The organism is Pseudoalteromonas sp. 2CM39R, from assembly GCF_023161845.1.
In genome coordinates, this window is record NZ_JALNTM010000002.1 from 222,530 (window position 1) to 236,380 (window position 13,851).

The following is a 13,851-nucleotide window of genomic DNA, read 5'->3' on the forward strand; positions in this document are numbered from 1 at the left end:
TGGAGGGTACCGCTATCATTAGTACAGCTAATATCACCATGCAATTTGGTGCTAAACCTTTATTCGAAAATATCTCAGCAAAATTTGGCGATGGTAACCGTTACGGTTTAATCGGTGCGAATGGCTGTGGTAAATCAACCTTCATGAAAATCCTAAGTGGTGAACTAGAGCCATCTTCAGGTAATGTCAGCACAGATCCAAACGAGCGTATTGCTAAACTAAACCAAGACCAGTTTGCTTACGAAGAGTTTTCTGTAATCGACACAGTGATCATGGGTCATAAAGAGCTGTGGGAAGTAAAAAAAGAACGTGACCGTATTTACAGCTTACCTGAGATGAGCGAAGAAGATGGTATGCGCGTAGCAGACCTAGAAACTGAATTTGCCGAAATGGATGGTTACTCAGCAGAAGCTAAAGCAGGTGAGTTACTAATTGGTGTAGGTATTGGCACAGAGCAACACTACGGCCCTATGTCAGAAATTGCGCCGGGTTTTAAACTGCGTGTGTTACTTGCGCAGGTGCTGTTTTCTGATCCAGATATCATGCTACTCGATGAGCCTACCAATAACTTGGACATTTACACCATCAAGTGGCTAGAAGACGTACTAAACCAGCGTGACTGCACCATGATCATCATTTCGCACGACCGTCATTTCTTAAACTCAGTATGTACACACATGGCCGACATCGATTACGGTGAGCTTCGTATTTACCCGGGTAACTACGATGAGTACATGTTTGCTGCAACGCAAGCTCGTGAGCGTCTACTAAGCGAAAATGCCAAGAAGAAAAGCCAAATAGCCGAACTTCAACAGTTCGTATCGCGCTTTTCTGCAAACGCTTCAAAAGCAAAACAAGCCACATCACGTGCTAAACAAATTGATAAAATTCAGCTTGAAGAAGTTAAAGCATCTTCTCGTCAAAGCCCGTTTATTCGTTTTGAGCAAGAAAAGCAGTTATTCCGTAATGCCTTAGAGCTAACAAATTTAACACAAGGCTTTGAAGAAACTTTATTTAGTGGCCTTGAAGGCCTAGTTGAAGTAGGCGAGCGCATTGCAATTATTGGTGAGAACGGTGTTGGTAAAACCACACTATTAAATACCCTTGCTGGTCGTTTAGCACCAAAACAAGGTGAATTTAAATGGTCTGATAACGCTAATATCGGTTATTACGCACAAGACCATGCTGACGAGTTCGAACAAGACATGAACTTATTTGAGTGGATGGAACAATGGCAACAAGAAGGTGACGACGAGCAAGTTGTTCGTAGTTTCTTAGGTCGTATGCTGTTTTCACAAAACGATATCAAGAAGTCAGTAAAAGTGATTTCAGGTGGTGAGCAAGGCCGTATGTTGTTTGGCAAAATCATGATGCATAAACCAAACATCTTATTAATGGATGAGCCAACCAACCACATGGATATGGAATCTATCGAGGCGCTTAACTTAGCACTTGAAGCATACGAAGGGACATTATTGTTCGTATCTCACGATAGACAATTTGTATCATCGCTTGCAAACCGTATTTGGGAAATTAAAGACGGCAAAGTTATCGACTTTAAAGGTACATACACTGAGTACCTAGCAAGCAAAGAAGCTTAATTAGCTGATGAGTGATTAAAAGCCATGCATGTCATGGCTTTTTTGTGCTTCTAGAGTCGCATCTTGATGTGAGTTAGGGGATATACCCAAGCCACATCAAGATACAGAATTCAGCGTTTCACAGGTGCTTAATATCAAGGCGTTACTTTGTAGAAATGGCAGTCCCTTTTAAGAAGTAACAACGATGAGAGTGAGTGCCTGTGAAGCGCCCAAAGGGTTGGTTTAAAAGCGATTTATACTGCGTTATCGATTTTAACAATAGAACCACTATTATTTGCAATCAATGCCTTGCCTAAATCGCTTTTAATTCCAACTGAAACTCGCATCTTGATGTGGTTTGGGTATATAATACCCGCCACAAAATAAGGACAAAAGTCCGCTTTTTAGAAAACTATTTAACTGAGGTGTATTTATGACTGTTGGCATTATTATGGGTTCCAAATCAGACTGGCCAACGATGGAACATGCGGCGTTAATGCTAGAAAAATTCGGCATTGAATACGAAACTAAAGTTGTTTCTGCTCACCGTACCCCTCAATTACTTGCTGACTATGCAAGCTCAGCTGCAGATCGCGGCATTAAAATTATTATCGCAGGTGCCGGTGGTGCTGCGCACCTACCAGGTATGGCTGCGGCGTTTACATCTCTGCCAGTTTTAGGTGTACCAGTTAAGTCTAAAACACTTAATGGTGTTGATTCATTATTATCTATTTGCCAAATGCCTAAAGGTGTTGCGGTAGGTACTCTTGCTATTGGTGAAGCAGGCGCTGCAAATGCTGGCCTTTTAGCGGCACAAATTTTAGGTTGCCAACAGCCTGAAATCTTCGCAAAAGTTGAAGCTTTCCGTAAAGAACAAACAGACACTATCTTAGCTAACCCTAATCCTGCAGAGTAATATGAATATTCTAATTTTAGGTGCAGGTCAGTTAGCTCGCATGATGAGCTTAGCGGGTGCACCGCTTGATTTAAATGTTGTTGCCTACGATGTGGGTAGTGAAAAAATCATTCACCCATTAACTGGTGAAGTTCATAACAGCACATTACAACAAGCTATTGATAACGCAGACGCGATTACAGCAGAGTTTGAACACATTCCTGATGATGTACTTACATTATGTTGTCAAACCAATAAGTTTTATCCGGGTAAAGCGGCAATTAAAACAGGTGGCGACCGCGCACTTGAAAAAGCATTACTTGATAAAACAAATGTTGAATGTGCGCCTTACCAGCTAATTACAGAAAAAGAGCACCTTGTTGCTGCCGTAGAGCGTTTAGGCAAGCCGCTTGTGATCAAAACTTGCCAAGCGGGTTACGATGGTAAAGGGCAATGGCGCTTAAAGTCTGATGATCAAATTGACCAAATCTGGTCAGAAATGGCAGATTTCATAGCATCAGGCACTGAAAGTGCTCCGCATTCTATTATCGCTGAAAAGATGATCCCATTTGACCGTGAAGTATCTATCATTGGTGCTCGCGACAAAGCGGGTAACACTGTTATTTATCCATTAACTGAAAACCAACACACCAATGGTGTACTTACGCTTTCAGTTGCGGGTAAAGAAAAAGCAGCAATTCAAGGACAAGCAGAGCTTGCATTTAACAAGCTAGCGCAAGAGCTTGATTATGTGGGTGTATTAGCAATTGAGTTTTTTGATGTACAAGGTACGTTATTAGTAAACGAAATTGCGCCACGCGTTCATAACTCAGGTCACTGGACACAGCAGGGTACACACTGCTCACAGTTCGAAAACCACATGCGCGCTGTTGCAGGTCTACCATTAGGTAGTACAGAGTGTCTTCGTCCTACTGCTATGATCAACGTATTAGGTCAGCCTTCAATCCCACACTCAGTACTAGCAACGCAAGACGTTACAAGTCACTGGTATGGTAAAACGGCTAAACCGGGTCGTAAGATGGGTCATATCAATGTATCGGCTGATAACCTTCACCAATTAGGCGAGCGTTTAGCAGCACTGGCCGAAATCTTGCCAGAGCAAGACTACCCAGGTGTAGCAGCTACCAGCACTCAACTTATTTTAAACTGATTAGTTTAAATTCTTAAAAGCCGAGTTTATCTCGGCTTTTTAATCGCTATTACTTATCCACAAACTTCGCTAATTTTGTACCTCTTGTCTCAAAGCACTTGCGTCAGGGTCATCTTGCTATAGACTAATATTTTTATATTAATATTAGTTCGTTATGTTACATCCTCGATTTAGAACAGTCGTATTTGCGTTCTTTATGGCGCTTTTTATGTCTGGATTTATGTCTTTAGTGATCAGCATTTTTAACGTTGGTTTAATCGATAACATTGCAACCATTTGGCTTAAAGCATGGGCTTTTGCATTTTGTGTGGCATTTCCTACCGTTATTTTTGTTGCACCTGTGGTGCATAAGCTAACCAATAAACTTATCAGAGCACAGTTGTGATAGCCGAACGCCCAAAGCAGTTTCTATTTATTGCACTATTTTTAGTATCAGCATTACCATTTGTTGGCTCTGCTACGGCACTTGTCGTCGGTGCTTTATTTGCCATGATATTAGGCAACCCATTTGCAGTGCAGTCACAAAAAATAAGTAAATGGATGCTAAAGTTGGCGGTGATTGGCTTAGGCTTTGCTGTTGATTTTAATCAAGTTATAGAAGTAGGGCGCAGCTCTATTGTACTTACTATTGTCAGTATTACCGCGATTATTGGCCTTGGTGAAATTTTATCTCAGTTATTTAAGTTAAATAAAAACACCGGTGTACTTATTTCATTTGGTACAGCCATTTGTGGTGGTAGCGCCATTGCAGCAATGGCGCCGGTTATAAAGGCCAAAGATCACGAAGTAGCTATATCACTCGCTGTGGTGTTTTTATTAAACGCCCTTGGCTTAGTGTTATTCCCAATGATTGGTCATTACTTTGGCCTGACTGAGCAACAATTCGGTGTTTGGGCAGCACTTGCTATTCACGACACCAGTAGTGTAGTGGGGGCTTCCGCTGCGTATGGCGCATCAGCGCTTGCTATTGCCACAACCATTAAACTGACCAGAGCGATGTGGATAATCCCTTACACGAGCATCGCGGGTGTGTTTTGGAAATCGGATGAAAAAGCCAGTATCCCATTGTTTATATTTGGTTTTTTAGCAGCTGCACTGATTAATTCGAGCTTTCCTGAGTATCAAACACTGTGGCATGCACTCAATGTGGGTGCTAAACAAGTTTTAGTAATGACCTTATTTTTGATTGGTAGTGGTTTATCTATTTCAGTCTTAAAACAAGCGGGCATTAAACCTTTTATCATGGCGATGATCTTATGGATCATTGTCAGCAGTATTATTTTACTACTTATAGTAGACGGATTTATTTCATGAAAAACGCTTTATTAACTTCTTCAATAGCAGTGGCTGTAGGCTTATTTGCTAACAATGTATCGGCTGCTGATTTGCGTGTTGCTACCTTTAATGTGAGTATGGATGCAACCAACTATGCTAAAAAAGGCGAAGCAATAGATAAAGATGCTCTAAGTAAAGCATTAGCCAGCAACCACCAGCAAATTCGTAACATTGCCGAAATTATTCAGCGCGTAAGACCTGATGTAATTTTACTCAATGAGTTTGATTATATTGATGCCGATAAAGGCATTAACGTATTTCGTAAAAACTACCTGCAAGTATCGCAAAATAAGCAAGTTGCCATCGATTACCCGTATTACTTTATTGCACCTGTTAACACTGGTTTACCTACTGAGTTTGACCTAGACAACGATGGTGTAAAGGGGCATTACAAAGGTGACGCACACGGCTTTGGCTTCTTTGAGGGGCATTATGCAATGGCAGTATTGTCGCGCTACCCAATCGATTTAGATAAAGCGCGTACATTACAAACATTCAAATACAAAGATATGCCAAATGCACAAATGCCTATCGACCCTAAAACAGGTAAAAACTGGTATTCAGCTGAAGAATGGCAAGCAATTCACCTAAGTTCTAAGTCTTTTTGGGATTTACCAATAGATGTAAAAGGTAAAACGTTTCACTTGCTTGCATCGCACCCAACGCCGCCTGTTTTTGATGGTGACGAAGACCGTAACGGTAAGCGCAACCACGATGAAGTACGCCTAGTTGCTGATTACATCAACAATGCTAACTACATTTACGATGATAAAGGTCAAAAAGGTGGCTTAAAAGCGAAAAGTCGTTTTGTTATTGTAGGTGACTTAAATGCTGCGCCAGAAGGGGGTAAGGCACGCCCGAATACCACAGACCAAATTTTAAAAAATCCATTAGTGAATACCTCTTTTACGCCAACAAGCAAAGGCGCTAAAGAGTCGTATAAAGAAGATTACGCTAAAAACTATACCGCTTATTGGCAAGCTCGTGCTGATTACGTTTTACCATCAAATTATGGGATTGAGATAAACGATGGTGGAGTTTTTTGGCCACAAAAAAACTCTGAACTGTTCCGTTTAATTAAAGATCGTAACGCATCATCTGATCACCGTATGGTATGGCTTGATATCAGCTTAAAATAAGCTGTTATTAAACGGAAATCTTTGGCTGTTTATCCTATAAAAATTGCTATTTCATCAGTGCTTCTGCTTAAATAGGGCGAATTATAATAACCCGTAAGAAGCACTATGAAATTCAAAACCACTGCTAATAAAACGTTAGTGGCTCTCGCAGTCGCATCTAGCTTCATGCTAGCAGGTTGTCAATCAACCGCCTCAACGCCTTCTGAAGAACAAGTTACCAATGTAGCACCAGTTGTTGCTACTCCTGCTGATACAGGTTCAGCTGAAATCACGTTAGAGCAAGCAATGGCTCACCCTGATTGGTTAGGCCGTCAGCCAGAGCGTGCTTTCTGGAATGGTGATTCTAACAGCATCGTTTATGCACAAAAGCAACAAGGCAATGAGTTACGCGATTTATACGTTCAAGCGGTAAATAGCCAATCTGCATCACAATTAGCGTTAAACAAACTACACACTGTAGGCGCTAAAAATGCCGTTTATTCTGCAGACAAGAAGCAACAGGCTTATGCATTTGAAGGTAATATCTTCGTTAAAAACCTAAGCACTGGGCAAATTACACAAATCACTCACGATAGCGCACAGCAATCAAAACCACAGTTTTTAACTGATGGTAGCCTTGCATATCGCCAAGGTAATGCATTTTATAAACTTGATTTAGCAACGGGTCGTCAAGTTGAATTAGTTAACTTACACCTAGACGATGCACCTAAAGGTGTACAAGAGCCAGACACTTATATTGCAAAAGAGCAGCACAAACTAATTGATTACATTGCGCTGACGCACAAAAACAAAAAAGATCGTGAAGAGCGTAAAGCACAAATCAACGATCAAAACGACAGCATTGCTAATGCACAGTTTTATTTAGGTAAAGGTAAGCGTTTAGCAGATGTACAGCTTTCACCAAATGGCCAAGCACTTGTTGCAGTAACCACAGAAAGCCGTTCATGGCGCGATGAAGGCGATATCATGCCTAATTACATTGCCGATGATGCACGCGTTAAAGCAGAAAAAGTACGCCGTCGTGTTGCTGATGAAAAACCAATCAGCTCAGACGTTGTTTACATCGACCTTAAATCAGGCGAGCAAACAACGCTTGCATTCGATACCTTACCTGGTTTTGATGAAGACGTACTTGCAGCTGTTAAGAAAGAAAACTACGCCCGTGATGGCAAAACTTATAAGTCTGAAAAAGCACCACGTGCCATCAACTTAATGATGGATTGGGGTTGGGACCAAAGTGCAATCCAATGGAACACAGATGGTACACAAGTCGCTCTTATGCTAGAAGCATGGGACAACAAAGACCGTTGGTTAGCCACTGTTGATACGCAAAACAATAAACTTGTTTCACAGCACCGTCTGCATGACGACGCGTGGGTTAACTATGCATACAATGATTTTGGTTGGATGAACAACTCAGACACGCTTTACTACTTATCTGAAGAGTCTGGTTACAGCCATATTTACAAAAAGCCTTTAAACGGTAAAGCAACGCAGCTTACTAAAGGCCAATTTGTTGTTTCTAACTTAACGCTAACGGCTGATAACTCAGCGATTTACTACAAAGCAAACGTTGAGCACCCAGGTCTTTACGAAATCTATCGTGTAAACCCTGCAAACGGTGAATCTGAGCAAGTAACAAACCTTGATGGTATGACTGATTACCAGTTAAGCCCAGATGAAAGCAAACTATTGCTAACTCATTCAAAAATTATGTCGCCGCCTGAGCTTTATGTTGCTGATGCAAAAGCAAACACCCAAGCAACTCAGTTAACGCATACAGTATCTGATGAGTTCTTAGCGAAGAAACTAATTGCACCTAAGATTGTTGCTGTGCCTTCAAGCCACACTGATCAGCCAATTTACGCAAAAGTATATTACCCAGCTGATTATAAAGAAGGCGAAACAGGTAAAAACCGTAAAGCGGTTATCTTTAACCACGGTGCTGGTTACTTACAAAACTCACACATGGGTTGGTCTGGTTACTTCCGTGAGTTTATGTTCCACTCACTACTTGCTTCAGAAGGCTACGTAGTAATGGACATGGACTACCGTGCATCGAAAGGTTACGGCCGTGATTGGCGTACAGCTATTTATCGTCAAATGGGTACACCTGAGATCCAAGATTTAGCAGACGGTGTAAGCTGGATGGCAGACAACGCAAACGTAGATACACAAGCTGTAGGCACTTATGGTGGTTCTTACGGTGGTTTCATGACGTTTATGGCGCTATTCACACAACCTGATTTATTCAAAGCAGGTGCTGCACTTCGTCCGGTAACTGATTGGGCTCACTACAATGGTCCTTATACGTCTAACATCTTAAACCACCCAGATGTTGACCCGATTGCTTATGAAAAGAGCTCTCCAATTTACTTTGCTGAAGGTCTTAAGAGCCATTTATTAATTAATGCGCCTATGGTTGATGACAATGTATTCTTCCAAGACTCAGTACGCTTAGTACAGCGCTTAATTGAGCTAGAAAAAGAGAACTTTGAAACAGCTATCTTCCCAGTTGAACCACATGGTTTTGTACAACCATCAAGCTGGTTAGATGAATATCGTCGTATTCATAAGCTATTTAAAGAAACGCTTTAATCAATAGCGTAATTGAAAAACAGCCACTTTAAGTGGCTGTTTTTGTTTGTAATAGAACTTATCCAAAAGGGGTTATTTGCAGTAAAATTCACTCACATCGAGTACAGTCTTACCTTCCTTTGAGTCGTTATCAAAAATTAAACTATCACCCTCTAAACTCATTTTATAGTCTCTCATCCATGATAGATTGGCTATTAACTCCAATTCATAGCGATTAAACGAAGCAGGGCACTTTAAATACACATAATGGTGAGCAGTTCCAAAAGCTCCAGGGTCTGATGTGTAGACATAAAAGGTGCGATATTCAAATGCCTGTTCTTGGTGAACGTAATCAGTATTTGAGTTAAACATGATGTTGAATAATATAAGTAAACCAATACCAAAGAACATTAAGCATGAATACAAAATACTAAGAATAAGGGTCAAATGAGCAATAATTTTATTCTTAAACGATTCTTTAACGATTCTGTATTTTGCTAACAACAGACAAAACCCAATACAAAGTGAGCAAAATACTATGGTGTAATAGATATTATCAAGGCTTGCCATAAACGTTGGTGAAACAAATTTTAAGTTTACCAATTGGCCAAATAGCCCAGCCAATAGAGGCCCGTAAAGGCAAAATAGGATAATGCGAAGGTAAATACCTCCTTTATTTTCATTCATTTAAAATTCCTTTTTCTAGTTAACAAAGAGCAGTTGTAAAGAGCGAGTAAGGTTACCCGCGCATTTTTATTATTTTTATAAAGACAGGCAAAGCCAACAGTGTGCCGCCAATTGCGCCGATAAAGTGGGCATCAATGGCAACATTAGACGCGATTAGCTGACTCACCGATTCACTCGGGCCTGCGACTTGCTCCCAAATCACTTTAGTCCAAGTACCAGCAAACAATAACCAGCCTGAAAACATGCCTGCTTGTACATCTTTAACTGCACCCCAAATGATCACACCGTGCAGTAGGGCACTTAACCCGGTGTAAATTTGGATATCTGGGCAAAATAGCCACACACCTAAGCCACACCATAATGCAAGAATAGCAATATTAAACGCATAGCGAGCAGGGCTTGTATGTTCAGCGTGTAGCGCCCAAATTAATAAAATTCCGGCACAATTTAAGCCTAAATGGGGCCAATTTGCGTGTACAAATTGACTAGTGAAAATGCGCCAAAATTCACCATTTGCAACTAACTCACGGTTAAATTCGAGATATTCATTTAAGTTAAAAGTAGCAAATAAGGAACTTAGTATTACTAAACACAATGGCGGCAGAATATATTCTAGTTTCAGGGGCAGGTTTATCATGTTATTTTTGTTGTATCTGAGATTGTCGCCTATTGTGCACGTTTAATTTTAAGATGCCAAATACACTACGGGATTAAGTTTATTTATGTTATTCAAAACCAAAGCGCTGTTAGCTCTGTCCACCTCATTAATTTATTCAACGGCTATTTTTGCAACCCCTGCAAAAATTGAAACTCGCGAACCTGAAGCTGCTACAGGCTTTGCTCATAAACAGGTTGTTGAAGGCGATAAGTACATGGTCGCAGCAGCAAACCCTTATGCAGTAAAAGCTGGGCAAAAAATGCTTGAGCTAGGCGGCTCAGCAGTTGATGCAGCCATTGCAACGCAATTAGTACTGACACTGGTAGAACCGCAATCGTCGGGCATCGGTGGTGGTACATTTATGATGTACTTCGACAGCAAAAGCAAAAGCCTAACCAGCTTTGATGGCCGCGAAACGGCTCCAAGCAATGCTGATGAAACACTATTTTTAGATAAGCACGGTAAAGCCGTAAAATGGATTGAAGCCGTTGTAGGTGGTCGTTCTGTTGGTGTTCCAGGTATTTTAGACGCTTTTGCCACAGCCCATAAACGTTACGGTAAGTTAGAATGGCAAACCTTGTTTGGCCCTGCCATTGAATTGGCTGATAAAGGCTTTATTGTGTCGCCGCGTTTACACCAATTATTGGCTAAAGAGTTAAACCCAGGGGTTACTAAGCTACCTGTTATTCGTGACTACTTTTTCCCTGATGGTAAACCGCTTGCTGTAGGTACCGTTAAAAAGAACCCTGAACTTGCCGCGCTTTATAAAGATATAGCGATACAAGGCATTGATGCTTTCTATAAAGGTGAAAACGCCAAAGAACTTGTGCATGCAGTGCAAAACTCAGCAGTCGCACCGGGTACTTTAACGGTTGAAGACTTAGCTAATTACAAAAGCAAAGAGCGCGCACCTGTGTGTGTTGATTATCGCCAATACGAAGTGTGCTCAATGGCACCACCAAGTAGTGGTGGTGTAGCTGTATTACAGATTTTAGCCTTACTCGAACATAAAGACATGGCTAAACTTAAACCAAACTCTGTTCAAGCATTGCATTACTTTACCCAAGCATCGCGTTTAGCGTTTGCTGATCGCAACGTGTATATGGGTGACCCAGACTTTATGCCAATCCCAACACAAGGGTTACTCGATAAAGACTACCTTGCAGGTCGTGCAAAGCTTATTTCTGAAAAAGATGCTCACGCAGAAGCAGGCACACCGCCAAACTCACTTGCGTACGCACAAGATGATGCTTACGAGTTACCATCAACAACTCATGTATCAATTGTTGATAGCCAAGGTAACGCGGTATCGATGACAAGCTCTATCGAAATGGCATTTGGTTCAACAGTAATGGTGAACGGGTATATTTTAAACAATCAGCTTACAGACTTTGCTTTATCGCCTACCAAAAATGGTAAGCCATTAGCTAATCGCGTTGAAGCAGGTAAACGCCCGCGTAGTTCAATGTCGCCAGTCATGGTGTTTAACAAAGACGGCAGCTTACGTTTAGTGGTTGGTTCACCAGGTGGTAGCCGTATTATTGATTATGTAGCTCAGGTGGTTGTGGGTGTACTTGATTGGAACTTAGATGCGCAAACAGCTATTAACTTACCGCGCATTACTAATCGCAATAATTACACAAGCCTTGAAAAGGGCACTGAGCTTGCCAATGCTGAAGCTGAATTTGTTAACCGCGGACACACAGTTCGTATCCTAGATTTAAACTCTGGTTTACATGCTGTTGAAGTTAAAGACGGTAAACTTTATGGCGCAGCCGATCCGCGCCGCGAAGGCATCGCTTTAAGTGATAAAAGCCACTAAAAACAAGCTCAGCAGCCTTAAAGCTGCTGAGTTTTCATGTATACTATCTGCTATGCTATTTAGAGCATAAAATTCATTTTCTTCAATGGTCTGACAAGGTGAATTGTCATTGCAATTTCGCCTTCAAGAGTAATAATGTCAGGTCATAATTATGACGCATCAAAGCTTGGAAATATGACTACAAATACCGATCCAAATTATCTTTATATTCCTTATTCAGGCCCAGGTCTGATTGAAACGCCACTATTAAATAAAGGCAGTGCTTTTTCACAAAAAGAAAGGGAAAATTTCAACTTAGCCGGTTTACTGCCACCGCGTTATGAAACGATCGAAGAACAAGTTGAGCGTTGTTACCAACAGTATTCAAGCTTTAGCGATAATTTAAACAAGCACATTTACCTACGTGCTATTCAAGATAACAACGAAACACTTTACTACCGTTTAGTGCGTGATCATCTTGAAGAAATGATGCCAATTATCTACACACCAACGGTAGGTGATGCCTGTGAAAAATTTTCAGACATCTACCGCAGTGCCCGTGGTCTATTTATCTCTTATGAAGATCGTTTCCAAATTGATGATATTTTACGTAATGCTACTAAAGGCAAAGTAAAAGTTATCGTTGTGACTGACGGTGAGCGTATTCTTGGTCTAGGTGACCAAGGTATTGGTGGTATGGGTATTCCAATTGGTAAATTATCACTTTACACAGCATGTGGTGGTATTAGCCCAGCTTATACGTTACCAGTAATGATTGATGTTGGTACAAACAACGAAAAACTACTTAACGACCCTATGTACATGGGTGCGCGTCATAAACGTATTTCGCAAGAAGAGTATGACGAATTCTTAGATCTATTCATTAAAGCCGTTAAACGTCGTTGGCCAAGTGTGTTACTTCAGTTCGAAGACTTTGCACAACCAAATGCAATGCCATTACTAAAACGCTACCGTGATGAAATCTGTAGCTTTAACGATGACATTCAAGGTACTGCTGCGGTTACTGTAGGCTCTTTACTTGCTGCATGTCGTGTTAAAGGCGCGAAGCTTTCTGAGCAAAAAGTGGTGTTTGTTGGTGCAGGTTCTGCGGGCTGCGGTATTGCAGAGCAAATTATCAGTACTATGGTTGCTGAAGGCATTAGCGATGAGCAGGCGCGTTCTCAAATTTTCATGGTTGACCGTTTTGGTCTGCTTACTGAAGGTATGGAAGGCTTACGTGACTTCCAACAAGCGCTTTGCCAATCTAAAGATGGCTTAAGCGAGTGGACATACAGCGGTGAGTACGCATCGTTATTAGATGTAATGCACTGTGCACAACCAGACATCTTAATTGGTGTATCTGGCCAACCTGGTTTATTCACAGAACAAGTTATTCGTGCAATGCACGCATCTTGCCCACAACCGATTATCTTCCCGTTAAGTAATCCGTCTAAGCAAGTTGAAGCGCTTCCTTCAGATGTTATCGAATGGACAAACGGTCAAGCAATTGTTGCCTCTGGTAGCCCATTTGATCCGGTTGAGTATAACGGCCAAACGTTCCCAATCCCACAATGTAACAACAGCTACATTTTCCCGGGTATTGGTTTAGGCGTAATTGCTGCTAAAGCTACACGTATTACAGATGCAATGCTGATTGTATCAAGTGAAACACTGGCAGAGTCTTCTCCACGTGCAAACACTGGTAAAGGCAGCTTATTACCAGCACTCACTGAAATCCAATCGTTAAGTAAACGTATTGCATTTGCAGTAGCGAAAAAAGCGATGGAAGAAGGTGTTGCACTTGAGCTTAGTGATGAAGCACTATGGGCAGCAATCGAGAAAAACTACTGGCTTCCAGAGTACCGTAACTACAAGCGTCGTAGTATCTAAGCTATAACACGCTGAGTAATTGAAAAAACAGGCTTTTAACGCCTGTTTTTTTATATCTGAATAACAGGGGTTGTTCATATTCAATTAACCCTTTAAGGTGATAATGAACGGAGTTTTT

11 protein-coding genes are annotated in these 13,851 nt (G+C 41.2%); 9 read left to right on the forward strand and 2 right to left on the reverse strand.

Features of this window, described 5'->3' with window-relative positions; all coding sequences use genetic code 11:
• The first annotated feature begins 14 nt into the window (after positions 1-14).
• The 7 genes from MTF66_RS05080 (at position 15) to MTF66_RS05110 (ending at position 8,718) form a co-directional block, all read left to right on the forward strand.
• Entirely contained in the window at positions 15-1,601 is a 1,587-nt protein-coding gene (locus MTF66_RS05080; RefSeq protein ID WP_082401562.1) for an ABC-F family ATPase, read from the forward strand.
• A 412-nt stretch (positions 1,602-2,013) separates the two neighbouring features.
• Positions 2,014-2,496: a 5-(carboxyamino)imidazole ribonucleotide mutase gene (gene purE / locus MTF66_RS05085; protein ID WP_054553887.1), complete on the forward strand. Its 483-nt coding sequence runs from the start codon at positions 2,014-2,016 to the stop codon at positions 2,494-2,496.
• 1 nt (position 2,497) lies between these two features.
• Complete coding sequence (locus tag MTF66_RS05090; RefSeq protein ID WP_248526614.1) at positions 2,498-3,646, forward strand: 5-(carboxyamino)imidazole ribonucleotide synthase; 1,149 nt, start codon at positions 2,498-2,500, stop codon at positions 3,644-3,646.
• Between the two features lie 196 nt (positions 3,647-3,842).
• A complete protein-coding gene (locus tag MTF66_RS05095; RefSeq protein ID WP_282454041.1) occupies positions 3,843-4,031 on the forward strand; it encodes a DUF2798 domain-containing protein in 189 nt (62 codons plus the stop codon).
• Entirely contained in the window at positions 4,028-4,960 is a 933-nt protein-coding gene (locus tag MTF66_RS05100; protein WP_166340101.1) for a YeiH family protein, read from the forward strand. The genes MTF66_RS05095 and MTF66_RS05100 overlap by 4 nt, the downstream gene beginning before the upstream one ends.
• Complete coding sequence (locus MTF66_RS05105) at positions 4,957-6,120, forward strand: endonuclease/exonuclease/phosphatase family protein (protein WP_248526616.1); 1,164 nt, start codon at positions 4,957-4,959, stop codon at positions 6,118-6,120. The genes MTF66_RS05100 and MTF66_RS05105 overlap by 4 nt, the downstream gene beginning before the upstream one ends.
• 105 nt (positions 6,121-6,225) lie before the next feature.
• Positions 6,226-8,718 (forward strand): prolyl oligopeptidase family serine peptidase, encoded by a 2,493-nt coding sequence (locus tag MTF66_RS05110; RefSeq protein ID WP_248526617.1) that lies wholly within the window; start codon positions 6,226-6,228, stop codon positions 8,716-8,718.
• Positions 8,719-8,790: 72 nt separating this feature from the next.
• Here the strand turns inward: MTF66_RS05110 and MTF66_RS05115 are convergent, their stop codons facing one another.
• Both MTF66_RS05115 and rrtA read right to left on the reverse strand, forming a co-directional pair.
• Complete coding sequence (locus MTF66_RS05115) at positions 8,791-9,384, reverse strand: hypothetical protein (protein ID WP_248526618.1); 594 nt, start codon at positions 9,382-9,384, stop codon at positions 8,791-8,793.
• A gap of 52 nt (positions 9,385-9,436) precedes the next feature.
• Positions 9,437-10,021 carry a rhombosortase gene (rrtA, locus tag MTF66_RS05120; RefSeq protein WP_248526619.1) on the reverse strand — a complete coding sequence of 195 codons (585 nt, stop codon included), beginning with the start codon at positions 10,019-10,021 and terminating at the stop codon, positions 9,437-9,439.
• Positions 10,022-10,106: 85 nt separating this feature from the next.
• Between rrtA and ggt the strand changes: the two genes are divergently transcribed.
• Positions 10,107-11,864 (forward strand): gamma-glutamyltransferase, encoded by a 1,758-nt coding sequence (ggt, locus tag MTF66_RS05125; RefSeq protein ID WP_248526620.1) that lies wholly within the window; start codon positions 10,107-10,109, stop codon positions 11,862-11,864.
• 174 nt (positions 11,865-12,038) lie between these two features.
• Positions 12,039-13,733 carry an NAD-dependent malic enzyme gene (locus MTF66_RS05130; protein WP_248526920.1) on the forward strand — a complete coding sequence of 565 codons (1,695 nt, stop codon included), beginning with the start codon at positions 12,039-12,041 and terminating at the stop codon, positions 13,731-13,733.
• The last annotated feature ends 118 nt before the right edge of the window (positions 13,734-13,851 follow it).

What these genes read in the sequence shown, in the direction of transcription:
- MTF66_RS05115 (WP_248526618.1), bottom strand. Translation starts at nt 9,384, where the DNA reads ATGAATGAAAATAAAGGAGGTATTTACCTTCGCATTATCCTATTTTGC.
- MTF66_RS05130 (WP_248526920.1), top strand. Translation starts at nt 12,039, where the DNA reads ATGACTACAAATACCGATCCAAATTATCTTTATATTCCTTATTCAGGC.
- MTF66_RS05105 (WP_248526616.1), top strand. Translation starts at nt 4,957, where the DNA reads ATGAAAAACGCTTTATTAACTTCTTCAATAGCAGTGGCTGTAGGCTTA.
- purE (WP_054553887.1), top strand. Translation starts at nt 2,014, where the DNA reads ATGACTGTTGGCATTATTATGGGTTCCAAATCAGACTGGCCAACGATG.
- MTF66_RS05095 (WP_282454041.1), top strand. Translation starts at nt 3,843, where the DNA reads ATGGCGCTTTTTATGTCTGGATTTATGTCTTTAGTGATCAGCATTTTT.
- rrtA (WP_248526619.1), bottom strand. Translation starts at nt 10,021, where the DNA reads ATGATAAACCTGCCCCTGAAACTAGAATATATTCTGCCGCCATTGTGT.
- MTF66_RS05110 (WP_248526617.1), top strand. Translation starts at nt 6,226, where the DNA reads ATGAAATTCAAAACCACTGCTAATAAAACGTTAGTGGCTCTCGCAGTC.
- ggt (WP_248526620.1), top strand. Translation starts at nt 10,107, where the DNA reads ATGTTATTCAAAACCAAAGCGCTGTTAGCTCTGTCCACCTCATTAATT.
- MTF66_RS05090 (WP_248526614.1), top strand. Translation starts at nt 2,498, where the DNA reads ATGAATATTCTAATTTTAGGTGCAGGTCAGTTAGCTCGCATGATGAGC.